Annotated in this window: 20 protein-coding genes; 9 read left to right on the forward strand and 11 right to left on the reverse strand. The window is 60.6% G+C overall.

The genetic code is table 11. From position 1 onward, the window contains the following. Positions 1 to 60 precede the first annotated feature (60 nt). Complete coding sequence (locus tag ACQZ60_RS22785) at positions 61 to 855, reverse strand: response regulator (protein ID WP_003522529.1); 795 nt, start codon at positions 853 to 855, stop codon at positions 61 to 63. Between the two features lie 138 nt (positions 856 to 993). Here ACQZ60_RS22785 and ACQZ60_RS22790 point away from each other — a divergent pair, with 138 nt between their 5' ends. Both ACQZ60_RS22790 and ACQZ60_RS22795 read left to right on the forward strand, forming a co-directional pair. Further along, positions 994 to 1,200, forward strand: coding sequence for a NepR family anti-sigma factor (locus ACQZ60_RS22790; protein ID WP_003522527.1), 207 nt, complete (start codon positions 994 to 996; stop codon positions 1,198 to 1,200). After that, a complete protein-coding gene (locus ACQZ60_RS22795) occupies positions 1,200 to 1,766 on the forward strand; it encodes an RNA polymerase sigma factor (protein WP_003508744.1) in 567 nt (188 codons plus the stop codon). The genes ACQZ60_RS22790 and ACQZ60_RS22795 overlap by 1 nt, the downstream gene beginning before the upstream one ends. Positions 1,767 to 2,014: 248 nt before the next feature. Here the strand turns inward: ACQZ60_RS22795 and ACQZ60_RS22800 are convergent, their stop codons facing one another. Beyond that, positions 2,015 to 2,485 carry an Lrp/AsnC ligand binding domain-containing protein gene (locus ACQZ60_RS22800; RefSeq protein WP_003522526.1) on the reverse strand — a complete coding sequence of 157 codons (471 nt, stop codon included), beginning with the start codon at positions 2,483 to 2,485 and terminating at the stop codon, positions 2,015 to 2,017. 175 nt (positions 2,486 to 2,660) lie between these two features. Between ACQZ60_RS22800 and putA the strand changes: the two genes are divergently transcribed. Next, positions 2,661 to 6,335 (forward strand): trifunctional transcriptional regulator/proline dehydrogenase/L-glutamate gamma-semialdehyde dehydrogenase, encoded by a 3,675-nt coding sequence (gene putA / locus ACQZ60_RS22805; protein ID WP_448736176.1) that lies wholly within the window; start codon positions 2,661 to 2,663, stop codon positions 6,333 to 6,335. 41 nt (positions 6,336 to 6,376) lie between these two features. Here putA and ACQZ60_RS22810 read toward each other — a convergent pair whose 3' ends face one another. From ACQZ60_RS22810 to amaB, 4 genes are all read right to left on the reverse strand, one after another. After that, positions 6,377 to 7,198 (reverse strand): ABC transporter ATP-binding protein, encoded by an 822-nt coding sequence (locus ACQZ60_RS22810; RefSeq protein ID WP_448736177.1) that lies wholly within the window; start codon positions 7,196 to 7,198, stop codon positions 6,377 to 6,379. 8 nt (positions 7,199 to 7,206) lie between these two features. Next, entirely contained in the window at positions 7,207 to 7,986 is a 780-nt protein-coding gene (locus ACQZ60_RS22815; protein WP_020009953.1) for an ABC transporter permease subunit, read from the reverse strand. Positions 7,987 to 8,007: 21 nt separating this feature from the next. Then, positions 8,008 to 8,961, reverse strand: coding sequence for an aliphatic sulfonate ABC transporter substrate-binding protein (locus ACQZ60_RS22820; RefSeq protein ID WP_448736178.1), 954 nt, complete (start codon positions 8,959 to 8,961; stop codon positions 8,008 to 8,010). 242 nt (positions 8,962 to 9,203) lie between these two features. Continuing rightward, complete coding sequence (gene amaB, locus ACQZ60_RS22825) at positions 9,204 to 10,733, reverse strand: L-piperidine-6-carboxylate dehydrogenase (protein WP_448736179.1); 1,530 nt, start codon at positions 10,731 to 10,733, stop codon at positions 9,204 to 9,206. A gap of 202 nt (positions 10,734 to 10,935) precedes the next feature. On the opposite strand from amaB, the gene ACQZ60_RS22830 reads away from it, so the two are divergent. Then, on the forward strand, positions 10,936 to 11,838 hold the full coding sequence (locus ACQZ60_RS22830) for a LysR family transcriptional regulator (RefSeq protein WP_059756833.1): 903 nt from the start codon (positions 10,936 to 10,938) through the stop codon (positions 11,836 to 11,838). Between the two features lie 12 nt (positions 11,839 to 11,850). Here the strand turns inward: ACQZ60_RS22830 and ACQZ60_RS22835 are convergent, their stop codons facing one another. Together ACQZ60_RS22835 and ACQZ60_RS22840 are read right to left on the reverse strand one after the other, a co-directional pair. Continuing rightward, the gene (locus ACQZ60_RS22835) at positions 11,851 to 12,831 is read right to left on the reverse strand and encodes a glutathione S-transferase family protein (protein WP_448736180.1); all 981 of its coding nucleotides are present in this window, start codon (positions 12,829 to 12,831) and stop codon (positions 11,851 to 11,853) included. Between the two features lie 104 nt (positions 12,832 to 12,935). Continuing rightward, a complete protein-coding gene (locus ACQZ60_RS22840; protein ID WP_174037347.1) occupies positions 12,936 to 13,823 on the reverse strand; it encodes a DMT family transporter in 888 nt (295 codons plus the stop codon). Between the two features lie 382 nt (positions 13,824 to 14,205). Here ACQZ60_RS22840 and ACQZ60_RS22845 point away from each other — a divergent pair, with 382 nt between their 5' ends. Beyond that, entirely contained in the window at positions 14,206 to 15,537 is a 1,332-nt protein-coding gene (locus ACQZ60_RS22845) for a UDP-glucose dehydrogenase family protein (protein WP_448736181.1), read from the forward strand. A gap of 86 nt (positions 15,538 to 15,623) precedes the next feature. Next, entirely contained in the window at positions 15,624 to 16,646 is a 1,023-nt protein-coding gene (locus ACQZ60_RS22850; RefSeq protein ID WP_020811546.1) for an NAD-dependent epimerase, read from the forward strand. A 2-nt stretch (positions 16,647 to 16,648) separates the two neighbouring features. Here the strand turns inward: ACQZ60_RS22850 and ACQZ60_RS22855 are convergent, their stop codons facing one another. The 3 genes from ACQZ60_RS22855 to ACQZ60_RS22865 are packed head-to-tail and all read right to left on the reverse strand — an operon-like array spanning position 16,649 to position 20,410. After that, complete coding sequence (locus ACQZ60_RS22855; protein WP_448736182.1) at positions 16,649 to 17,695, reverse strand: glutathione synthase; 1,047 nt, start codon at positions 17,693 to 17,695, stop codon at positions 16,649 to 16,651. Between the two features lie 10 nt (positions 17,696 to 17,705). Continuing rightward, the gene (locus tag ACQZ60_RS22860; RefSeq protein ID WP_448736287.1) at positions 17,706 to 19,583 is read right to left on the reverse strand and encodes a flavohemoglobin expression-modulating QEGLA motif protein; all 1,878 of its coding nucleotides are present in this window, start codon (positions 19,581 to 19,583) and stop codon (positions 17,706 to 17,708) included. Then, the gene (locus ACQZ60_RS22865) at positions 19,580 to 20,410 is read right to left on the reverse strand and encodes an N-formylglutamate amidohydrolase (protein ID WP_448736183.1); all 831 of its coding nucleotides are present in this window, start codon (positions 20,408 to 20,410) and stop codon (positions 19,580 to 19,582) included. The genes ACQZ60_RS22860 and ACQZ60_RS22865 overlap by 4 nt, the downstream gene beginning before the upstream one ends. 293 nt (positions 20,411 to 20,703) lie before the next feature. On the opposite strand from ACQZ60_RS22865, the gene ACQZ60_RS22870 reads away from it, so the two are divergent. From ACQZ60_RS22870 to ACQZ60_RS22880, 3 genes are all read left to right on the forward strand, one after another. Continuing rightward, positions 20,704 to 20,925: a hypothetical protein gene (locus ACQZ60_RS22870; protein WP_448736184.1), complete on the forward strand. Its 222-nt coding sequence runs from the start codon at positions 20,704 to 20,706 to the stop codon at positions 20,923 to 20,925. An 18-nt stretch (positions 20,926 to 20,943) separates the two neighbouring features. After that, the gene (locus ACQZ60_RS22875; protein WP_448736185.1) at positions 20,944 to 21,504 is read left to right on the forward strand and encodes a type 1 glutamine amidotransferase domain-containing protein; all 561 of its coding nucleotides are present in this window, start codon (positions 20,944 to 20,946) and stop codon (positions 21,502 to 21,504) included. Between the two features lie 61 nt (positions 21,505 to 21,565). Then, complete coding sequence (locus ACQZ60_RS22880) at positions 21,566 to 22,006, forward strand: PPC domain-containing DNA-binding protein (protein WP_448736186.1); 441 nt, start codon at positions 21,566 to 21,568, stop codon at positions 22,004 to 22,006. The last annotated feature ends 50 nt before the right edge of the window (positions 22,007 to 22,056 follow it).

The raw sequence follows: 22,056 nt of genomic DNA on the forward strand, positions 1-22,056 counted from the left end.
GTAACCGCCAACGCCCGGGCACCAGAGTGGTTCCCGGTCAGCCTGCGGTTTCGGCAAAATTCACGCCGCGACGCGTGAGCTTTCGTTGAAAAACAGGGCCTGGCTGATAAGCGCTTTCACCATGTCCGGATTAAACGGCTTCGTCACAAGGAAGGTCGGCTCCGGCCGCTCGCCCGTCAGAAGACGCTCGGGGAAGGCGGTGATGAAGATTACCGGCAGCGTGGTCATCTGCAGGATGTCCTTCATCGCATCGAGACCGGAACTGCCATCGGCGAGCTGAATATCGGCAAGGATCATCTTCGGCTGGGTGCGATGGAAGAGATCGAGCGCTTCCGTGTGGGTGCGGGCGATGCCCGTGACGCGGTGGCCGAGATCGGTGACCATCTGCTCGATATCCATGGCGATCAGAGGTTCGTCCTCGATGATCATGATATCGGTCGCCACCTGCCGGGCGATTTCAGACGCTGCCTCGTCGATCAGCTTGCCGACCTGATCCTCGGAGACTTTCAGAACCTCTGCGGTTTCCGAAGGCGTGAATTCTTCGACCGTGGTCAAAAGGAATGCCTGACGGGCCAGGGCCGGCACGGCGGAGAGGTTGGCCGAGGCGCGTTTTTCCCATCCCGAGAGATTTTCGTCGGTCTTAATATTGATCGTGACGGAACTAAAGATCGATACGAACAATTGATAGAGCGAAACGCGATCGCTGCTTGTCTGCGGAAAAATGCTGATATCGGCGATCAGAGCTTCGAGTGTTGCCGCAACATAGGCATCGCCCGTCGATTGTGAGCCGCAAACGGCACGCGCGAACCTGCGCAGATATGGCAGGTGCGGTGCGATGCGTGTAGAAACTGACATGGAATTCTCCCCTTTCATGCGGTCTGCAACGCAAACCCACGATAGCAACGTGCGCATTGCAAAAAAAGTTCCGGAGCGCCGGAACTATTTTTTTCACGGCGCATTCTTTGCCACGACGCAAAAGGAATACCGGACGTTATGAGCATATTTCAATCGGACCAAGATCAGCCGGACAATTCGGCCGCCCCCCAGGTTCCACACTCCGGGCGGGCGGTGATTTCCCGTAAGCTCAGGGAGCTTTATGATGCCGTTCAGGATGAAGGCATCCCTGACAAATTCCTCGACCTTCTCGAAAAACTCGATGAAGCCGAAAGCAGAGCCAAAATGAAGGCTTCGGAGGAATGATGGCGAAAGAGCCGGAGCAGACAGAATACAATTTCAAACGGGAAATGCTGGCGGCGCTGCCGAACCTGCGCGCCTTCGCGATCTCGCTCATCCGCTCGCGGGACCGTGCCGACGACCTCGTGCAGGACACGATCATGAAGGCATGGGCGAAACAGGACAGCTACCAGCCGGGCACCAATATGCGGGCATGGCTAGTAACGATCCTGCGCAACGAGTTCTACAGCCAGATTCGCAAATCCGGCCGTGAGGTGCAGGATACGGACGGCGTCTATACCTCGCGCCTGTCGGTGCCGCCGGAACAGCATGGTTCGGTCGACCTTCAGGATTTCCGCGCGGCACTCGCAAAGTTGCCGGACGACCAGCGTGAAGCGATCCTGCTGATCGGTGCTTCGGGTTTTGCCTATGAAGAAGCCGCCGAAATCTGCGGTTGCCCCGTCGGCACCATCAAGAGCCGTGTCAGCCGCGCAAGGCTGCGCTTGCAGGAATTGCTCGGGATCGAAAACGAAAACGAGTTCGGTCCGGACGCGCAGATGAGCGCGGTCACCGCCGCCGCCACGGCGCGCTGAGAGCGCTGAATTCGGACAGTGGCGAACGGGCAGGCCTGCGTCTGCCCGTTAAAACGATGACAAAGGCCGCAAACCTCTCCTCCGTCATGCCGGACTTGATCCGGCATCCAGCCACGGCGCGTCTGCGCCGTGAAAGGACTCTCTCGCGATCAATGACTTGATCGCACTGGACCCTGGATCTAGTCCGGGGTGACGGTGTGCGGATGATACGGCGAGCGCGCGCCCGCCACTGTCTTCGTGTTACCCCTTCAGATACCCGTTTCCTTGACCGATTGCATGACCACGAAGGTCGAGGTGTTGGCGACGGATGGCAGGCTTGAGATTTTCTCGCCGAGCACCCTTCGATACTTGCGGATATCGCTGGTGCGCACCTTCAGAAGATAATCGAAGGCGCCGGCGATCATGTGGCACTCCTCCACCTCCTTGATCTTGCGCACCGCCGCGTTGAACTCCTCCAGCGCCTTTTCGCGCGTATCGGAGAGCTTTACCTCGGCGAAGGCGATGTGATCGACACCGAGCTTCTGCGGATTGAGCATGGCGCGGAAGCCGAGAATATAGCCCTCATCCACCAGCCGCTTCAGCCGCGTCTGGCAGGGAGTCTTTGAAAGACCGACCCTTTTCGAGAGCTGCAGCACGGACATGCGCCCGTCTTCGCTCAGCGCCTCGAGAATCTTGAGATCGAAGTGATCCAGATCGTCTGTTTTTTGACTATTTGCCATGTAATTTTACGCCATATCTCAAAAATAAAAGTTCATATTGCCTGTTTTATCCTGAAAATAGGGCCATAGCAATTTCTGCGGTGATGATATTGTCTGCCACAGGATGACAAGCGGCGGGCGGAGGACACGCTGCCGCCGAAGGTCTGTCTTCAACAGCGTTTTCAGGATTTTCAGAATGGCCGATGGTGCAAGCAACGCCGGTGTAGTGGCGAACGGTATCTTCCAGAATTTTGCGCCACCAGTGCGCGAGCAAAGCCTGCTGCGCAAGGCGATCACCGCCGCCTATCGCCGCCCGGAGGAAGAATGCCTGGCGCCGCTGATCGAGGCGGCGACGGTGACGGCGGAAGAGACGAAAGCCATTCGCGACACGGCCCGCAAACTGATCGAGGCATTGCGCGCCAAGACCAAGGGCACCGGCGTCGAGGGACTGGTGCAGGAATATTCGCTCTCCAGCCATGAGGGCGTGGCGCTGATGTGCCTTGCCGAAGCGCTGCTGCGCATTCCCGACACCGCTACCCGCGACGCGCTGATCCGCGACAAGATCGCGCGCGGCGACTGGAAATCCCATATTGGCGGCGGGCGTTCGCTCTTCGTCAATGCCGCCACCTGGGGCCTCGTCATCACCGGCAAGCTGACCTCGACGGTAAACGATAGCGGCCTTTCGGCGGCGCTGACCAAGCTGATCGCTCGCGCCGGCGAACCCGTCATCCGTCGCGGCGTCGATATGGCCATGCGCATGATGGGCGAGCAATTCGTGACCGGCGAAACCATCGGCGAAGCGATCAAGCGTTCGAAGCCGCTGGAAGAGCAAGGCTTCCAATATTCCTACGATATGCTGGGCGAAGCCGCGACCACCGCGAAGGATGCGGAGCGTTATTACAAGGACTACGAAAACGCCATCCACGCCATCGGCAAGGCGTCTGCCGGGCGCGGCATCTATGGCGGGCCGGGCATTTCCATCAAGCTTTCGGCGCTGCATCCGCGTTACGCCCGCGCGCAGGCGGAGCGGGTGATGGCGGAGCTGCTGCCGCGCGTCAAATCGCTGATGCTGCTCAGCAAGAAATACGACATCGGCCTCAATATCGATGCCGAGGAAGCCGACCGGCTGGAACTGTCGCTCGATCTTCTGGAAGAGCTGGCGCTCGACAGGGACCTCGCCGGCTGGAATGGCCTCGGTTTCGTCGTGCAGGCCTATGGCCGCCGCTGCCCCTTCGTTCTGGACTACATTATCGATCTCGCCCGCCGTTCGGGCCGGCGCATCATGGTGCGCCTCGTCAAGGGCGCCTATTGGGATGCCGAAATCAAGCGGGCGCAGGTGGAGGGGCTGGAGGACTTCCCGGTCTTCACCCGCAAGGTCCACACGGATGTCTCCTACATTGCCTGCGCCCGCAAACTGCTCGCCGCGCGCGATCTGGTTTTCCCGCAATTTGCGACCCACAATGCGCAGTCCATGGCGACGATCTACCATCTCGCCGGCCCCGGCTTCAAACTCGGCGACTATGAGTTCCAGTGCCTGCATGGCATGGGCGAACCGCTTTACAGCGAAGTTGTCGGCAAGAAGAAGCTCGACCGGCCCTGCCGTTTCTATGCCCCCGTCGGCACACATGAGACGCTGCTGGCCTATCTCGTCCGCCGCCTGCTGGAAAACGGTGCGAACTCTTCCTTCGTCAACCGCATTGCCGACCCAGCCGTGCCGGTGGATTCCCTGCTGGAAGACCCGGTTGCCGTCGTCAAGGCCTATACCGTTCCCGGCGCACGTCACGACCGCATCGCCGCCCCCGAAGGCCTGTTCGGCCCGGAACGTAAAAACTCCGCCGGCCTCGATCTTTCCAGCGAAACGACGCTCGCCGCACTGGACAAAACCCTGAAGGCAGGTGCTGCGACGGAGTGGAAAGCGTCGGCACCGCAGGCAGGCGGCAACACGCGCCCGGTTCTCAACCCCGGCGACCACAATGATATCGTCGGCCATGTGACGGAGCCCACCGAATCCGATGTCGAAGCGGCCATGCAGCGGGCGGCGGCCTCAAGCTGGCCCTCCACCCCGGTGGAAGAGCGTGCCGCCTGCCTGGAGCGCGCCGCCGACGCCATGCAGGCTGAAATGCCCGCCCTGCTCGGCCTCATCATGCGCGAGGCAGGGAAATCCATGCCCAACGCCATTGCCGAGGTGCGCGAGGCGATCGACTTCCTGCGTTATTATGCGGCGGAAGCCCGCAGGAACTTCAAGTCCGGCGAAACGCCGCTCGGCCCGGTCGTCTGCATCAGCCCGTGGAACTTCCCGCTTGCGATCTTCATCGGTCAGGTAACGGCAGCGCTGGTTGCCGGCAATCCGGTTCTGGCAAAGCCCGCCGAAGAAACGCCGCTGATCGCAGCGCAGGGCGTACGCCTGCTGCATGAGGCCGGCGTTCCGCAGGATGCCGTGCAGCTTCTGCCGGGCGACGGCAAGACAGGGGCCGCACTTGTTGGCTCACCCCTTACAGCCGGCGTGATGTTTACGGGCTCGACGGAAGTGGCGCGGCTCATTCAGGGCCAGCTTGCCGGCCGGGTTCTGGCCAATGGCCAGCCGGTGCCGCTGATTGCCGAAACCGGCGGCCAGAACGCCATGATCGTCGATTCCTCCGCGCTTGCCGAGCAGGTCGTCGCCGATGTCATTGCATCCGCTTTCGACAGCGCCGGCCAGCGCTGCTCGGCGCTGCGTATTCTCTGCCTGCAGGAAGATGTGGCGGACCGCACGCTGACCATGCTGAAAGGCGCGCTGCACGAATTGCGCATCGGCCGCACCGACAAGCTTTCCGTCGATGTCGGCCCCGTCATCACCGCCGAGGCGAAGGGCATCATCGAAAAGCATATCGAGGGCATGCGCGGGCTCGGCCATCGCATCGAACAGATCACGCTTGCCGGCGAAACCGGCAAGGGCACCTTCGTGCCGCCAACCATCATCGAAATGAAATCGCTCGCCGATCTGAAACGCGAAGTCTTCGGCCCGGTGCTGCACGTCATCCGCTTCAAGCGCGACAATCTCGACCGGCTGATCGATGAGATCAACGCCACCGGTTACGGCCTGACCTTCGGCCTGCATACCCGTCTTGACGATACGATCCAGCATGTGCTGTCGCGCGTCGCGGCCGGCAATCTTTATGTGAACCGCAACATCATCGGCGCGGTTGTCGGCGTGCAGCCCTTTGGCGGACGCGGCCTCTCCGGCACCGGTCCCAAGGCCGGCGGGCCGCTCTATCTCGGCCGTATGACGCAGACCGCACCGAGGATCGACCGCATCGCCAGCCAGCAGGATCAGGCCGCCGTCGATCTCGCCCGCTGGCTGGATGAAAACGGCGAAACCGTTGCGGCGGAAGCCGCACGGCAGGCGGCGGCACTTTCCGGCCTCGGCTTCGAAACCGAGTTGGCAGGTCCTGTCGGCGAGCGCAATGTCTATGCGCTGCATCCGCGTGGAAAGGTTCTGCTGGTTCCGGCAACCGAACAGGGGCTTTACCGCCAGCTTGCGGCAGCGCTTGCAACCGGAAACGCGGTTGTCATCGATAATGCTTCGGGACTGGAGAAATCCATTTACGGACTGCCGGCAAGCGTGACCTCGCGCATCGTCTGGGCGGATGACTGGGAAAAATCAGCGCCCTTCGCCGGCGCGCTGGTCGAGGGCGATGCGGCGCGTATCGTGGCGGTCAATAAAAAGATCGCCGCCCTGCCCGGCCCGCTGGTTCTCGTTCAGGCCTCGGCAACGGAAGCGCTTTCCGGGGAAAGCCAGCCCTATAATCTCGACTGGCTGGTCGAAGAGGTTTCCGTCAGCGTCAACACCACGGCCGCCGGCGGCAATGCCAGCTTGATGAGCATTGGCTGATGATATCGTCCGGCGAGGTCTCGGCCCTGCCGGTTCATGCCTTATCCGTTGGTCTCGCCACGGCCGAAGAGCTGGTTCAGAACCTGCTCTTCCAGCCTTGCGAATTCCGCCGTGCCATGACGGCGCGGACGGGGCAATTTCACATCGAGATCAAGCGCGATGCGCCCTTCATCGATGACGACGATGCGATCCGCAAGCGCCACGGCCTCGGAAACATCATGGGTGACGAGCACGGCGGTGAATTTCTGCTTGCGCCAGATGCGCTCCAGCAGAAGCTGCATTTCAATGCGGGTGAGCGCATCGAGCGCGCCGAGCGGTTCATCCAGCGCCAGGATTTGCGGATGGGCCACCAGCGCGCGCGCCAGGGCAACGCGCTGCTTCTGGCCGCCGGAAAGCACATAGGGCCACTCACCCGCCCGGTCCTTCAGACCGACCTCATCGAGAATGGCAAGCGCCTGCTCCTGCGCCGCCTCACCTTTGGCAATGCCCGTCAGGCCCACGGAGACATTATTCGCTATCCGCTCCCAAGGCAGAAGACGCGGCTCCTGAAACATCATGCGGGTGCGGCTCGATGCATCTTTCGAGACGGTTCCGGTGGTCGGCGTGTCGAGGCCGGCCAGAATGCGCAGGAGCGTGCTCTTGCCACAGCCGCTCTTGCCGATGATGGCCAGAAACTCGCCTTCCCGCACATCGAGATCGATGCCGCGCAGAACCGGTTTGTCGCCAAAACTCTTCGCCACATTGCGGAAGCTGAAGGCGACCTTGCCTTCTGTCGTCTTCTCGCGTTGTTCGATTTTCGCCTGCGACGGAAGGGATGGCGGGGCATCCGGGCGTCTCAGCGTCGTAACATTGCCGGTCGACATGGGTTACCTCAGACTTTCTTGAAGGCTGGATGCCATTGCAGGAAGATGCTTTCGAGGAAGCGGGCGAAACTGTCGGCCAGCTTGCCGAGAAGCGCATAGATGAGGATCGACAGCACGACGACGTCGATCAGCAGGAACTCGCGCGCCTGCATGGCCATATAGCCGAGGCCGGAGGAGGAAGAGATGGTTTCAGCCACGATCAACGTCAGCCACATGATGCCGAGCGCATAACGCAGGCCGGTGAAAATGGCGGGCAGCGCGCCGGGCAGAATGACCCGCCGGAACAGCGTGAAGGGCGACATGCCGTAGGTGCGGCCCATTTCCACCAGTTGCGGATCGACCCCCTGAATGCCGAGCAGCGTGTTGATGTAGATCGGGAAAAACACCCCGAGCGCGACGAGGAACAGCTTCGCCTCCTCATCGATGCCGAACCAGAGGATGACCAGTGGAATGAGCGCCAGATGCGGAATATTGCGGATCATCTGCAGCGTCGTATCGGTGAAGCTGCGGGAAAATTTCGAGAGACCATTGGCCAGCCCGAAGATGAAACCGATGGAGCCGCCAATGGCGAAACCGGCGAGCGCGCGGGCGGAACTGACGCCGATATTGGCGACAAGCTCACCCGAGAGCAGAAGCCGCCAGAAGGCTTCCGCGACAGCCGAAGGGGCCGGCAGCACATTGGCGGAAATCAGACCGGCCCGCGCCGCCGCCTCCCAGCCCGCAAGAATGAGTGCGGGGAGCAGCCAGCCTGTGATGCCGCCAATCTCGATACGCTTTCCGGTGCTCATGGCATGCCCTCCGGCTCTTGCTCAGTTCGTCGCGCCCGACCAGACGGCATCCTTGATGCTTATCTGTTTCGGGATCAGGCCGAGACGATAAAAGCGGTCGGCCGTTTCCTGCTGACTGGCGACGATCTTGTCGTCGATCTTCGTAATGCCGAATTCCGAGCGGTTCGCGGCGAGCGTCTGCGCCTCCAGCGGCACGCCCGTCACTTCATGCAAAGCTGCAGCAACCTTGTCGCGGTTGGCAGCGGACCATTTCGCCGCCTCGCCTAGAGCATCGATGGTGATGTTGATGGTATCCGCATTGGATTTGGCGTAATCGCGATTGGCGAGGAAATAGGTGCTGACGGCGAGCACATCGCTGGTGCGGGCCAGAGTGACCGGCTTGTAGCGGGTTTCGGCAATCGCATAGAAGGGATCCCAGACGGCCCAGGCGTCGATCTTGTCGCTGGCGAAAGCTGCCGCGGCATCGGCAGGGCTGAGATAGACCACCTCGATATCGCTGAATTTCAGGCCGTTCTTCTCCAGCGCCGCCACCAGCAGATTGTGCGCGCTGGTGCCCTTGCCGACGCCGACCTTCTTGCCCTTGAGATCGGCAACAGACTTGATGCCGCTTTCGGGCTTGGTGAAGATCGCTTCGCCCTTGCCGTTCGAAGGAAGGGCCGCGACATAAACGATGGCGGAACCTGCCGCCTGACCGAAGATAGGCGGCGCATCCCCCGTCCAGCCGACATTGATGGAGCCGACATTCAGGGCTTCCACCAGCGGCGGGCCCGCCGTGAATTCGACCCAGGAAACCTTCACGCCCTTGGCCTCCAGCGCCTTTTCGATGACACCCTGCTGGCGGGCTATCACCGGCAGGCCGGTTTTCTGGTAACCGATCTTCAGCTCTTCCGCCGCCTGCGCCTGCAGCGGCAGGGCGGAGAATGCGGCGGCAACAAAAAGGCTGGCGGAAAGCGCGCGGCGGGTGATGGCTGGCATTTCATCTCCTTGTCACCAGCCCCTCTGGCCGGTTCACGATATGGAGCATATGCTAGGGTTTTCCATTAAAACGATAGAGAGACGATAATTCAATATGAGCAATATTGCGGGAATAAAATTCCGCGCAAATACCTCTTTTCCGCAAATCGTCGCGGACGCCCTCGTCCAACCCATCGAATAGAAATGCCGGCGCGGATGGAGCCGCGCCGGCATGATGGATCAATTTGTCTATAAGGACGCGATTATTCGATATCGAAGGAAACGCCCTGCGCCAAAGGCAGCGCCTTGGAGTAGTTGATGGTGTTGGTGGCGCGGCGCATATAGGCCTTCCACGCATCCGAACCAGATTCACGGCCGCCGCCGGTTTCCTTCTCACCGCCGAAGGCACCACCGATTTCCGCACCCGAAGTGCCGATATTGACGTTGGCAATGCCGCAATCGGAACCTTCCGACGACAGGAACCGTTCCGATTCCTGCATATCGCGAGTGAAGATCGATGAGGAAAGACCAGCAGCGACGGCGTTATGGTCGTCTATCGCCTGATCGAGATCGCTGTATTTCATGACATAGAGGATCGGCGCGAAAGTCTCTTCCAGCACAGGCCCCGCCTGCTTCGGCATTTCGACCAGCGCCGGCTTGACGTAATAGGCATCCGGCGCACCCGTATCCACGCGGCCGCCGCCATTCACCACGCCATCATGGGCTTTCGCCGCTTCGAGGGCCTTCTGCATGCCGTCGAAAGCCGCCTTGTCCACCAGCGGACCGACGAGTGCCGATGTTTCCAGCGGGTTGCCGACGGAAACGGAGGCATAGGCCTTTTTCAGGCGCGGCACGAGTTGGTCATAGACGCTGTCATGCACGAAGAGACGGCGAAGCGTGGTGCAGCGCTGGCCGGCCGTGCCCATGGCGCCGAAGGCGATGGCGCGCAGCGCCATGTCGAGATCGGCGGAAGGGCAGACGATGCCGGCATTGTTGCCGCCGAGTTCCAGAATGGCGCGGGCGAAGCGTTTCGCCAGACGCGGGCCGACATCGCGGCCCATGCGGGTGGAACCGGTGGCCGAAACGAGCGGCACCTTGGGATTGTCCACCAGAGCTTCACCCACGGCGCGGTCGCCGATCAGAAGCTGCGAAAGACCTTCCGGCGCATCGCCGAAACGGGCGACAGCGCGCTCGAAGATGCCCTGCACGGCAAGCGCCGTGAGCGGGGTCTTTTCCGAAGGCTTCCAGACAACCGAATTGCCGCAGACGATGGCAAGCGCTGCATTCCACGACCAGACGGCGACCGGGAAGTTGAAGGCGGAGATGACGCCGACGACGCCGAGCGGATGCCAGGTTTCCATCATGCGGTGACCGGGGCGTTCGGTGGCGATGGTGAGACCATAAAGCTGGCGGGAAAGGCCGACCGCGAAATCGCAGATATCGATCATTTCCTGCACTTCGCCGAGGCCCTCGGAGGGAACCTTACCCGCTTCCAGCGAGACGAGACGGCCGAGATCGGCCTTGAAGGCGCGCAGCTCTTCGCCGAGCAGCCGGATCAGTTCGCCACGGCGGGGCGCCGGCACATTGCGCCATGCCTTGAAGGCGGCATCGGCCCGGTCGATCACGGCTGCGACACCCTCGACCGAAACGGTCTTGAGATTCGCGACCTGTTCACCCGTCACCGGGCTGAAGGAGGCCATATCGCCGCCGGTATAGAGATCGCGGGCAACGCCCATCCTGTCGAGCAGGGCCGCAGCTTCCTGTTTCACGTCGAGCTTCGTGGTCGCATCCATGTCCATCGTCCTTTTGGCTTAAAAGGGGAGGAAAGGCCGTTTCGATACGGCGCTTTCAACTCCCGTCACTCTTCTTTCCCCGAATTTGCCATTCGTTATGTGGAACTGATGTTTTACACCGTTCCATTCTTTCCCGTAATCATATATGGCCATAATGACCCTTTTCCAATGAGGAAAGCGGGTAAGTTGATGCGAGAATGGAATGGATCCGCGCAGAAGACTGGTCCCTGACATCGTTACCCTGCAGGCGTTCGAATGCGCGGCACGGCACGGCAATTTTACGCGTGCGGCGGAAGAACTCAACCTCACGCAGAGCGCGGTGAGCCGGCAGATCGGCGAACTGGAAGCGCAGACCGGAATGCAGCTTTTCGAGCGCATCCGCAGGCGGGTCGTGCTTTCGGAGGCGGGGCGTAAATTCCTGCCCGATGTGCGGCGCCTGTTGCAGCAATCCGAACAATTGATGGTGCGCGCGGTTTCAGCCGGAACATCGCACGCATCGCTTTCCGTCGCGACATTGCCGACATTCGGCAGCCGCTGGCTGATGCCGCGCCTCCACCGCTTCATCGACGCCAATCCGGAAATAACGATCACCATCGGCTCGCGCTCGCATCCCTTCGACTTCGACGAGGAAGGTTTCGATCTCGCCATTCACTACGGCCAACCGGTCTGGGCGCATGGCACCTGCACATTTTTGTGCAACGAGGTGATCGTGCCGGTCGCAAGCCCCGCCCTTGTGCGCCGCGCCAGCGTGAACCAGCCACAGGATCTGACCGGGCAACCGCTCCTGCATGTGACGACGCGGCCGAAACTATGGACGGAATGGCTGGAGATGAACGGTGTGACGGCGGAGAACGCCTATCAGGGCAGCCGTTTCGACCAGTTCTCGATGATCATCGAGGCCGCCGCAAGCGGCATCGGTTTTGCCCTTCTGCCGAAATATCTAATCGAGGCGGAGATCGCCTCCGGCCGCCTCGAAATCGTCTTCGACATTCCCCTGCAGACTGACAAGAGCTATTACGTGGCCCTGCCGGAAGGACGGCAGGACAATGCGCTGGCACGCGCCTTTCAGGCATGGCTGCTCGATCAGGTCGGCAAGCCGGTCTAGTCCATCATCCGCTCAGTTCGATGGGCGGAGAGAAACGTCATACAGCCCCGGAAGATCGGGGCCGACAGGCACGATCCGGGTCGGATTGAGCGCCTTGATGGAATAATAACCGCGCTTGATATGGTCGATATTGACCGTGTCGCGCACGCCCGGAATGGTCAGCACCCGCATCATATAGGCCTGAAGGGCGGGATAATCGGCGATACGGCGAAGATTGCATTTGAACAGGCCATAATAGGCGGCATCGAAACGAACCAGCGTCACGAAAAGCCGGACATCCGTTTCGGTCAGCAGATCGCCGAAAAGGAAAGGCCCGCCTGAGACGAGGCGGCTTTCGAGCTCCTGAAGCGTTGCGAACACATCGGCGAAGGCCTCTTCATAAGCGACCTGCGTGGTGGCGAAACCGGTCCGGTAAACGCCGTTGTTGAGGCGCGGATAGATGTGGTCATTGAGAGCATCGATCTCACCGCGCAAAGCTTCCGGATAGAGGTCCACGCCATTATCGGCCAGAGCGCCGAAACCGGAATTCAGCATTCGCAGAATATCGGCGGATTCGTTGTTGACGATGGTTTTCGTCTTTTTGTCCCAAAGCACGGGCACGGTGGCGCGGCCGGTATAATGCGGATCCGCGCTGGTATAGACCTCATGCATATAGGTGAAGCCGTTGAGCGTATCGCGATCCGCGCCCGGATAGTCGCCGAATTTCCAGCCCTCGTCGGAAAGGGCGGGCTCGACAACGGAAACGGAAATCACCTCTTCCAGCTTCTTCAGCTTTCGGCCGATCAGCGTGCGCGATGCCCAGGGGCAAATCAGCGCGACATAAAGATGATAACGGCCGCTTTCGGCCGCAAAACCGCCCTCACCCGTCGGCCCCGCCGAACCGTCAGGCGTCACCCAGTTGCGGAAGCCGGAGGTCTGGCGAACGAAGCCGCCTTTCTTGTCGGTTGCCTGCACCGGATGCCATTCGGCGGTCCATTTTCCATCCACGAGCATTTGCGGCTCTCCGTTCATCTAAAGATGAAAGCCTTATGGGCCGGGTTGCCGCCGCTTCACAAGCCGCGCTTCGGTTGACGCACTGTTTCCGATCAAGGGTGAGTTCAAAGCCGATTGCGGAAAAACGGGTTCCAGCGCACGGTGCCGAGCCTCACCTTTTCGCGGATCATCGTCAGCAGTCCCGATGCGGCGATGACGGCCAGACCAAGCACGGCGACCGCATCCGGATATTCGTGGAAGAAAGCCATGCCGATCGCCACGGCCCAGAGGATTTGCGAATAATGCGATGGCGCGATCTGGCTCGCCGGCGCGATGCGGGTGGCGACCAGAAGGGTAATCTGCCCCGTGGCCGTGCAAAGGCCGATGAAGGCGAAGGCCAATAGCTGGTGCAGGGTGGGCATGACGAATTCGGGGATGGAGGCAATGCCGTTGAAGGTGAGGCCGTAGATCAGCAGCACGCCCATGATTGAGGTACGCTTTTCCTTGCCCGCAAGCGAGCGCAGCAAAACGATGGTCATCGCCGCCAGGAAGGCGACGCCGATGGCGGCGAAATGTCCGAGTTCCAGCGTCTTGAAGCCCGGCCGCACGACGAGGATCACGCCGACGATACCCGCCAGAACCGCCGCCCATCGCCATGGGCCAATGTTCTCCTTCAGCACGACGGCGGAAAGCACTGTGACGAAGAGCGGCGACAGAAAGATCAGCGCATAGGCTTCCGCCAGTGGAATGGTGGTGAAGGCATAGATGCCGAAAATACCCGCGAAAAGGCCGGAGATGGCGCGCCCGTGCACGGCGAAGGGCCGGCTCATGCGCCAGAATTCACGCCACCTTTCCTCGCGCGGCTTGCTGAAGAAAATGAAAATACCGGAAAATAGAATGCTGAAGAAGCCGATTTCGAAAACGCTGATCTGCGATCCAAGCGACTTGATGGTGGCATCGCCCATGGAAAAGGTCGCATAAGCGAACAGACCGAGCAGAAAACCCTTTTGCATTTGAACGTCCCCAAACACCGACCGCAATGCAAAGCATCCCCCGGCCGCGTGGAACGCGACCCGGACGCCCCTTCAAGGGACAGACAGTCTGGCAGATTTGATCCTCACCCTATGGCTAGACCCGGCTACCTATGAGTGCAAGCCGCAAAAGAAGTAAAATTGCCCGATTGGCCCCGACCGATGAAAATGGCTGCAAGGTGCGGCAAATTTGTCCCGCCATGGCCATCACATCACCGTCATGGAAAGAGGTTAGCCGGTGTTGATCGTGGCGCTTGGCGACGGGCATGAAGGCGGCTAAATATTATCGTGCGATTTTCATCCGCCGATTTCCCCGGCTGATATTGCTGCGTTACCATGGCCTCGCTAACCGAAAGGAAAAAGAATGCGGATTGTGATGATCGGTTCGGGTTATGTCGGCCTTGTGTCCGGCGCGTGTTTTGCGGATTTCGGCCATGACGTGGTCTGCGTCGACAAGATGCCGGAGAAGATAGAGGCCCTGAAAAACGGCCATATTCCGATCTTCGAGCCGGGTCTCGATGTCATCGTCGCCAACAATGCCAAGGCCGGGCGGTTGAGCTTCACCACCGATCTTTCCGCAGCCGTCGCCAATGCCGATGTCGTCTTCATCGCGGTCGGCACGCCCTCGCGGCGCGGCGATGGCCATGCGGATCTCGGTTATGTCTATGCGGCGGCAAAAGAGATCGCCCATTCGCTGGACGGCTTCACGGTCATCGTCACCAAATCCACCGTTCCCGTCGGCACCGGCGACGAGGTGGAGCGCATCATCCACGAGGAAAACCCCTCGGCTGATTTCGCCGTCGTCTCCAACCCGGAATTCCTGCGCGAAGGCGCTGCCATAGAGGATTTCAAGCGGCCGGACCGCATCGTCGTCGGCCTTTCGGACGAGCGCGCCCGCCCCGTCATGACCGAGGTTTACCGCCCGCTTTATCTCAATCAGTCGCCGCTGCTTTTCACCACAAGGCGCGCTTCCGAACTCATCAAATATGCCGCCAACGCCTTTCTGGCGATGAAGATCACCTTCATCAACGAGATGGCTGACCTCTGCGAAAAGGTCGGCGCCAATGTGCAGGATGTCTCGCGCGGCATCGGTCTCGATGGCCGCATCGGCCCGAAATTCCTGCATGCCGGCCCCGGTTATGGCGGTTCCTGTTTCCCGAAGGACACGCTGGCGCTCGCCAAGACCGCGCAGGACTATGATGCGCCGGTGCGGCTGATCGAGACCACCATCGCCATCAATGACAATCGCAAGCGCGCCATGGGCCGCAAGGTCATCAATGCGGTGGGCGGCGATGTGCGCGGCAAGAAAATCGCCGTGCTTGGCCTTACCTTCAAGCCGAATACCGACGACATGCGCGACAGCCCGGCAATCGCCATCATCCAGACCCTGCAGGACGGCGGTGCGAAAGTGGTGGGTTACGATCCGGAAGGCATGGCGAATGCCCGCCATCTGATGGAAGACATCGACTATGCGGCCGGCCCCTACGAGGCGGCGGAAGATGCCGACGCCGTGGTGATCGTGACGGAATGGAACCAGTTCCGCGCGCTCGACCTGCCGCGCCTGAAGGCGATCATGAAAACCCCTGTTCTGGTGGACCTGCGCAATATCTACCGCACGGATGAGGTCGCCGCGCATGGCTTCATCTATGCCGCGGTCGGTCGCCCGCATGAAGGCGGTTCCGACAAGGGCGCATAGAGGTTTCGTTTTCGCCATTTCATTAAAAGGTTTTCTGCGCTTCGGTCAGACCGCAAACGCACCAACGGATTCGGGATATAATCATCATGCGTTATCTGGTTACCGGCACGGCTGGCTTCATCGGCTTTTATGTTGCCAAGCGACTGTTGGACGCCGGCCATTTCGTGACCGGCTTCGACGGCATGACGAAATATTACGATGTCAGCCTCAAGGAAAAACGCCACGCCATCCTTTCCCGCTCCAACGGCTTCCGGGCCGAAATCGGCATGCTGGAAGATACGGATGCGCTGAAGCGCGCGGCTGAGGCCGCCGAACCTGAAATCATCATCCACCTCGCCGCACAGGCGGGCGTCCGCTACAGTCTTGAAAATCCACGGGCCTATATCGATTCCAATCTCATCGGCTCGTTCAACATGCTGGAGCTCGCGAGAAGCTTGCAGGTCAAGCACCTGATGCTGGCGTCGACCTCCTCCATCTATGGCGCCAACGAGAAAATACCCTTCGCGGAAAGCGACAAGGCCGACGAACCGATGACGCTTTACGCCGCCACCAAAAAGTCGATGGAGCTGATGGCGCACAGCTATGCCCATCTACACAAGCTGCCCACCACCGCCTTCCGTTTCTTTACGGTCTATGGCCCCTGGGGACGTCCGGACATGGCGCCGATCAAATTCGTCGACGCCGTTTCCAACGGCCGGCCGATCGATATTTACGGACAAGGCAATATGAGCCGCGATTTCACCTATATCGACGATCTGGTGGAGGGCATCGTCCGGTTGAGCGCGGTCATCCCTTCCGAGGAAAACCGTGTTACGCAGGAAGGTGTCACCGACACGCTCTCACACCACGCGCCCTTCCGCGTGGTCAATATCGGCGGCGGCCAGCCGGTGGAGCTGATGCATTTTGTCGAGACGGTCGAAAAGGCGGTCGGCAAACCCGCGATCCGCAACATGCTGCCGATGCAGCAGGGCGATGTTCCCCGCACCTTCGCTTCGCCCGATCTTCTGAGGGCATTGACCGGTTACGTGCCGCAAACCCCGGTCGAGGAGGGCATCAAGGCCCTCGTCGCCTGGTATCGCGAGATGCACCCGGCCGAATTACGGGAATAACCTCACAGCGTCGCCAGCAGGCGGTTGGAGATGGTGCCGCCGGAAGCGCTCTGCATGGCGATCTTGGTTTCCACGGCCTCGATGATCGTGTCGCTGAAATCCATCTCCGTGAGATCGCGGATGTTGGAAAGGCCACCCGGGGAAAACACGTTCACTTCCAGTATCTTGTCGCCAACGATATCCAGCCCGACAAGGAACATGCCGTCCTCCACCAGCTTCGGCCGCACCATTTCGGCGAGCGCCACGATTTCATCGGTCACCGTCGCCGCCTCCGCCGTACCATGGGCATGAATATTGGAGCGCAGGTCTCCCTTGGCCGGCACGCGGCGAAGGGCGGCATATTTGCCTTCACGCATCAGCGGGCGGCCATTCATCATAAAGAAGCGGATGTCGCCATCCTTGGCGGCCGGCAGATAGGCCTGCGCGATCAGATAACCTTCGAGGCTCACCGCCTCGAAAATCTGGTTGAGATTGGTCTCCTTGCTGGAGCCGATCTTGAAGACGTTCTTGCCGCCGGAGCCCTGCAGCGGCTTGACGATGACGCCCTTGGGGTGCGCGTCGGCAAAGGCGCGGATTTCCTCGACATTGCGCGAAATGATCGTGGTCGGGCGAACGATTTCGGGAAAGCTCTGGAAATAGAGCTTGTTCTGCGCGAGCGCCAGACCTTCGGGATCGTTCAGCACCACGACGCCCCGCTGTTCGGCAAGCCGCCCGAACAGGATGCCGGCATGCACCGCCCATGGCCGCGTCGTCTGGTCGAGCGAGGGGTCGTTGCGCAGCATCAGCGCATCGATTTCCTCCACATCCATGGTTCGCCGCTCCAGCGCCTTGTCCTGAAGCGTGGAATGGAACGTCTCGCCTTTCTTGACTTTACCCTTCGGCAGCACGGTGGCATGGATGGCCAGGCTGTCATCCGAGCGCAAGGTGAAATCGCCGGGCGTCAGATAAACCACCTCATGGCCGCGATTGAGCGCGGCCATGGCAAGCAGCCCGGTCGCGTAGTTCGGCCCCTCTGTTTCGATGGAATTGACGAAAAATGCGATACGCATGAAGCCCCTCCTATAATGTCGCCAGTTCGGCAATGGATAATCCCGCCCGTATTTTTTCCAGCCGTTCATTGGCCTTGGCGGGCAGCAGAAATGCGGGCCTCACGCCCGGCGGGCGAAGCAGGCCGCGCAGGGCAAGCTCCTGCATCACCGGAAAATGGGCGGCGGCGATCTTGCCCATCCAGAACGGATCGAGCGCCCCGCCCCTGCGCAGATGGTCCAGCACCTCCGCCAGCCCGCGCAGATAGATCGCATCCTTGGAAAGGCCGCCGCCGCGATAGATGCGCAGCACCATGTTGAAAGCCCCGGCCTCATCGAAACCGTGATCGCGGGTCATGATGCGGAAGGTCTCGACGAAGCTTGCCCCATCCAGCATGGCGGCGCAGCCAATAACGCGGCCGGCGATCAGCCGCAGGCGCTCACGCGTCATGCCACCGGCCAGATGTTCCGCCAGCACCGCCAGCCCTTCCTGCACGCCCTCATAACCGGAGAGGCCGGTGCGGAAGAGCCGCAACCCCTGAAACGAGCCGTTGAAATAGGTGAGAAGATGCACGCCGATCTCATGCGACAGCAGCGCATCGACACGGCGCTGTTCCATGACGGTGTGGCGGGAAATCAGAAGCTTCTCGCCCGTCACCATCAGGCCCGGCGGCAGGTCGTCGCGGATCTCGACGCGCGCCTTGAATTCCGGGTCTTCCGCAAGATAGGTCTCGACCATCTCCCGCGACTTCTTCGCGACCGCGTAACAATCGACCATGGCGATTTCACCGGTCTCCTCCCCGCGCGGGCAATCCGCAAGCACCCGCAGTGCCAGCTGAAGGAGGGCCGGTTCGACAGCGCCATAAAGGGCGCGTGAAAAATCGGTGAAGGTGCGATGGTGCAGATTGGCGAGCATCGTCAGCTGCAGATCGATCTCCTGCTGTTTCTCCCGGTAGAGATTATAAAGCACCGGGTCTTCCAGATGATCGAAAACAACGGAATAAAGCTTGCGTTTCTGCTCCTCGACATCGACGCCGAGCGGCCGGTAGAGCAGGCGCGGCGCGAACTGAAAGCCGCCATCGCGAAACTCTTCGAAGGCCCGGCGAGCATTGATGGGCGTGACGGACAGAAGAAAATCAAAGGATGAAACAATATCGTCGACGGACCGGTCGGCACGCCTGACCGCATCAACGAAGGCCTTGCGCCCCAGCGCCCGATGGCTGGTAACCTTGAGCGCGTCCTTGCCCGAAGCGAAGGATGAAAAAGCCCGCAAGCCGGCATCGAAAAGATCGGCGATCATCGTCACCCGCAGGCCCGGATAATCCGCACCGGATTCCGGCTGGCGGTAGATAGGCGCAAAACGCACGCTGATACAGGGAAAATCGAGGCCCGCTTTCTTGAAGCGCTGAACCGGATCGGCATCCGGTTCCGGCCGGGTGATGCGCGGCGTGCGAAAGCGTACCTCGGCTTCACAAACCGCCTTGATGAAGACCCGGCGGGCATTCTGCGTTTCTGGCTCAGCCGTCGCCGAGACGGACACCTCATAATGCGGCAGGAAAGGTGAATCGTCGGCCAGCAGGATGTCATGCTCCAGCTCGCCGATATCGAGGACGATGAAGGCGCCGAAACGCTGCCGCATGACCGTGCCAACGGCCTCGATCAGCGGCGCAGCCTCCTGAATGGTCGACGCGATCAGATAGGAGGCATGGGCGGCGGCGATATCGCGGGCGGCTAGATTTTTCGTGCCGCCCGTCAGATGCAGGCAGAGGAACGGCAGCGGCCGGTCGATATGCAGACGACCGTCTTTGCCGACATCGCGGCGAATGGCCTTGCCGGCTTCGAGGCAGGACACGACGTCATCGACCAGATCGGCGATGGGAGACGGTGCGCTGCGGGCGGGAGAGAGGTTCATCGCCGCGACCTCAGGCACTCTTCGAGCACCGGCTGGAGTGCTGCTATCGCTTGGCGAATATCCGCCACCACACGCGCATCCGGCTTTCCCGTCCACTCGTCCATGAAGAATTTCTTGAACTCGATTGCGATGGCGCAGCCATTTTCGGCGAACCTTTCGTGGATGAAACGGGTCTGCTCCCCCTTACCCTGAAACGCCACGTTCTCGCGAACATCGAGGCGGCGTCCACCGATGGTCGCTGACGCGAAATGGTGCCCGACAGCGCTCACGATATCGCCCCAGCGGCTGCGATCCATGGAAAAGGTGCCGATATTGATATCGGGCGCCTCCGCCTGCGCCGTCGGCGGCGCGGCGGCGCCCTGCCGACGATGATTATAACTGTGTACATCCAGCACCACGAAAGCGCCGTGCCGCCTTTCGATTGCAGAGAGCACGGTCTCCAGCATCGCATAATAGTCGGCGTGAAAATCGAGCGACTGCCGGATAGCTTCCTGCGCCGGCTGCTCTTTCCAGACCTCAAGCCCCCAGGATTGTTCCGGCTTCAGATAGATCGCCTGATCAGCCGCACGGTTGAGATCGATTTCGAAACGCGAATGGTGAACGACGATGCGATTCGTCAGTCCCGCGACCATCTCACCGGTGAAAGGGTCTTCCTCCCGCAGCCGCTGTTCCGGGGAAAGGGCGATGAGCCCGGATACGTCCGGTCTAATGCGATGACCGTCATGAATGGCCGTGCCGATAACCGGTGAATTGCCGAAGTCGATCGACCAGAAACCCTTGTTTTCGTTGTCACCGTGGTATTCGCCGTCACTCTGTCTGGCTGCCATGCTGCCTCCCCTGCATCGGGGATAAAACAGCGGGACATGCCCGTTTGTTCCGGTAAAAAATTGCGCGCGATACACTCGGCTTCGGCAACGACGCCGCCGGAAAAAACTGCGGAACCTTACCGGAAAGCCCACGTTGTTCCAGCAGGAGGGGCTGCCGTGTCAAGCGGACGCGATGGCGCTGAAGAACATCGGGATTTTTCCGTTTTCTCCCGGTGGCCGACGAAATGGCAGCCGAGCTTCTTACCCATCCGGCACCCCTCCGTTCCCGCTTTCCACGCACAAGGAGCCGCGACATGGAAAAGACCGAAACACGCAAACTTGCGGAAGAATATTTGCGTCTCGGCGGCACGCGTCAGGTGATGATCGACGACAACAAGACCTTCGTGCGCCAATGGCAGCACGAACCGGCGGAAGCCGAACGGTTCTGGCAAACGCATATCGAAAATCTCGACGCGGAGCGCCTCAAGGACGTGGAATTTTTCCTGCCCTCCATGAATTCCGACAAGGAAGACTGAACCCAGAAGGAGACAGACATGACTGCCATCAACGCTGCAAAAATCCTCATTCTCGCAACGGACGGCTATGAGCGTTCCGAATTGCGCGTGCCCTATGACCGGCTGCAGGCCAAAGGTGCGGACGTCAAGATCGCCTCCATCAAGGAGGGCGAGATCAGGAGCTGGGACAAGAAGAACTGGGGCGACAGCATCGCCGTCGACCTTCCCGCCAAGGCCGTAAAAACGGAAGATTTTGACGCGCTGGTTCTTCCCGGCGGCCAGATCAATCCGGACGTTCTGCGCCATGACGAGGATGCGATGCGCGTGGTGCGTGATTTCATCAAATCCGGCAAGGTGGTGGCCGCCATCTGCCACGCGCCATGGCTGCTTGTCGAAGCCGACGCCCTGCGTGGCCGCGACGCCACCTCCTATTGGTCGATCAAGACCGACCTCAAGAACGCCGGCGCAAACTGGAAGGATGAAAAGGTGGTGACCGATAAGGGGATCATTACCTCCCGCAGCCCTGACGATCTCGACGCCTTCGTCGCCAAGATCGTGGAAGAGGTCGAGGAAGGCCGCCACGAACGCCGCGCCGCTTAGGACACGCACCCTATTCCCGTGCCGCCGGTTTCCCGGCGGCACTTCTATTTGGGAGGAAGACATGAAAAGCAGATTGCTGGCAAACGGCGCGGAGCGCACCTTCATCCTCGTCATCGATCCCGAGGAAGAAGCCTTCGAGGCCATCAGGCGCTTTGCCAGGGCCGAGAACATCAACGCTGCCTCGGTGAGCGCGATCGGCGCCTTCGCCACGGCAACACTCGCCTTTTTCGATCTTTCGACGCAGGACTATAAGGAAATACCGGTCACCGATCAGAGCGAGGTTCTGAGCCTGCTTGGCGATATCACCCTTGACGAGAACGATACGCCCAATCCGCACCTGCATGTGGTTCTGGGCTTTGCCGATGGCTCCACCAGGGGCGGCCATTTTCTAAAAGGGGTGGTGCGGCCCACGCTGGAAGTCGTCATTCGCGAAACACCTGCGGAATTGCGGCGCAGCTATCGCCCGGAATTCGGCATCGCTCTCATCGATCCCGCGAAATAAACGCACGGAACCGGAAAAACGCCATTGCGTTATCGCTGTGGACAGGGGGC

Source organism: Agrobacterium sp. 22-223-1 (assembly GCF_053522385.1).

What these genes read in the sequence shown, in the direction of transcription:
- ACQZ60_RS22790 (WP_003522527.1), top strand. Translation starts at nt 994, where the DNA reads ATGAGCATATTTCAATCGGACCAAGATCAGCCGGACAATTCGGCCGCC.
- ACQZ60_RS22855 (WP_448736182.1), bottom strand. Translation starts at nt 17,695, where the DNA reads ATGCGTATCGCATTTTTCGTCAATTCCATCGAAACAGAGGGGCCGAAC.
- ACQZ60_RS22810 (WP_448736177.1), bottom strand. Translation starts at nt 7,198, where the DNA reads ATGTCGACCGGCAATGTTACGACGCTGAGACGCCCGGATGCCCCGCCA.
- ACQZ60_RS22880 (WP_448736186.1), top strand. Translation starts at nt 21,566, where the DNA reads ATGAAAAGCAGATTGCTGGCAAACGGCGCGGAGCGCACCTTCATCCTC.
- ACQZ60_RS22845 (WP_448736181.1), top strand. Translation starts at nt 14,206, where the DNA reads ATGCGGATTGTGATGATCGGTTCGGGTTATGTCGGCCTTGTGTCCGGC.
- amaB (WP_448736179.1), bottom strand. Translation starts at nt 10,733, where the DNA reads ATGGATGCGACCACGAAGCTCGACGTGAAACAGGAAGCTGCGGCCCTG.
- ACQZ60_RS22870 (WP_448736184.1), top strand. Translation starts at nt 20,704, where the DNA reads ATGGAAAAGACCGAAACACGCAAACTTGCGGAAGAATATTTGCGTCTC.
- ACQZ60_RS22795 (WP_003508744.1), top strand. Translation starts at nt 1,200, where the DNA reads ATGGCGAAAGAGCCGGAGCAGACAGAATACAATTTCAAACGGGAAATG.
- ACQZ60_RS22830 (WP_059756833.1), top strand. Translation starts at nt 10,936, where the DNA reads ATGGATCCGCGCAGAAGACTGGTCCCTGACATCGTTACCCTGCAGGCG.
- ACQZ60_RS22815 (WP_020009953.1), bottom strand. Translation starts at nt 7,986, where the DNA reads ATGAGCACCGGAAAGCGTATCGAGATTGGCGGCATCACAGGCTGGCTG.
- ACQZ60_RS22840 (WP_174037347.1), bottom strand. Translation starts at nt 13,823, where the DNA reads ATGCAAAAGGGTTTTCTGCTCGGTCTGTTCGCTTATGCGACCTTTTCC.
- ACQZ60_RS22785 (WP_003522529.1), bottom strand. Translation starts at nt 855, where the DNA reads ATGTCAGTTTCTACACGCATCGCACCGCACCTGCCATATCTGCGCAGG.
- putA (WP_448736176.1), top strand. Translation starts at nt 2,661, where the DNA reads ATGGCCGATGGTGCAAGCAACGCCGGTGTAGTGGCGAACGGTATCTTC.
- ACQZ60_RS22850 (WP_020811546.1), top strand. Translation starts at nt 15,624, where the DNA reads ATGCGTTATCTGGTTACCGGCACGGCTGGCTTCATCGGCTTTTATGTT.
- ACQZ60_RS22800 (WP_003522526.1), bottom strand. Translation starts at nt 2,485, where the DNA reads ATGGCAAATAGTCAAAAAACAGACGATCTGGATCACTTCGATCTCAAG.
- ACQZ60_RS22835 (WP_448736180.1), bottom strand. Translation starts at nt 12,831, where the DNA reads ATGCTCGTGGATGGAAAATGGACCGCCGAATGGCATCCGGTGCAGGCA.
- ACQZ60_RS22820 (WP_448736178.1), bottom strand. Translation starts at nt 8,961, where the DNA reads ATGCCAGCCATCACCCGCCGCGCGCTTTCCGCCAGCCTTTTTGTTGCC.
- ACQZ60_RS22875 (WP_448736185.1), top strand. Translation starts at nt 20,944, where the DNA reads ATGACTGCCATCAACGCTGCAAAAATCCTCATTCTCGCAACGGACGGC.
- ACQZ60_RS22860 (WP_448736287.1), bottom strand. Translation starts at nt 19,583, where the DNA reads ATGAACCTCTCTCCCGCCCGCAGCGCACCGTCTCCCATCGCCGATCTG.
- ACQZ60_RS22865 (WP_448736183.1), bottom strand. Translation starts at nt 20,410, where the DNA reads ATGGCAGCCAGACAGAGTGACGGCGAATACCACGGTGACAACGAAAAC.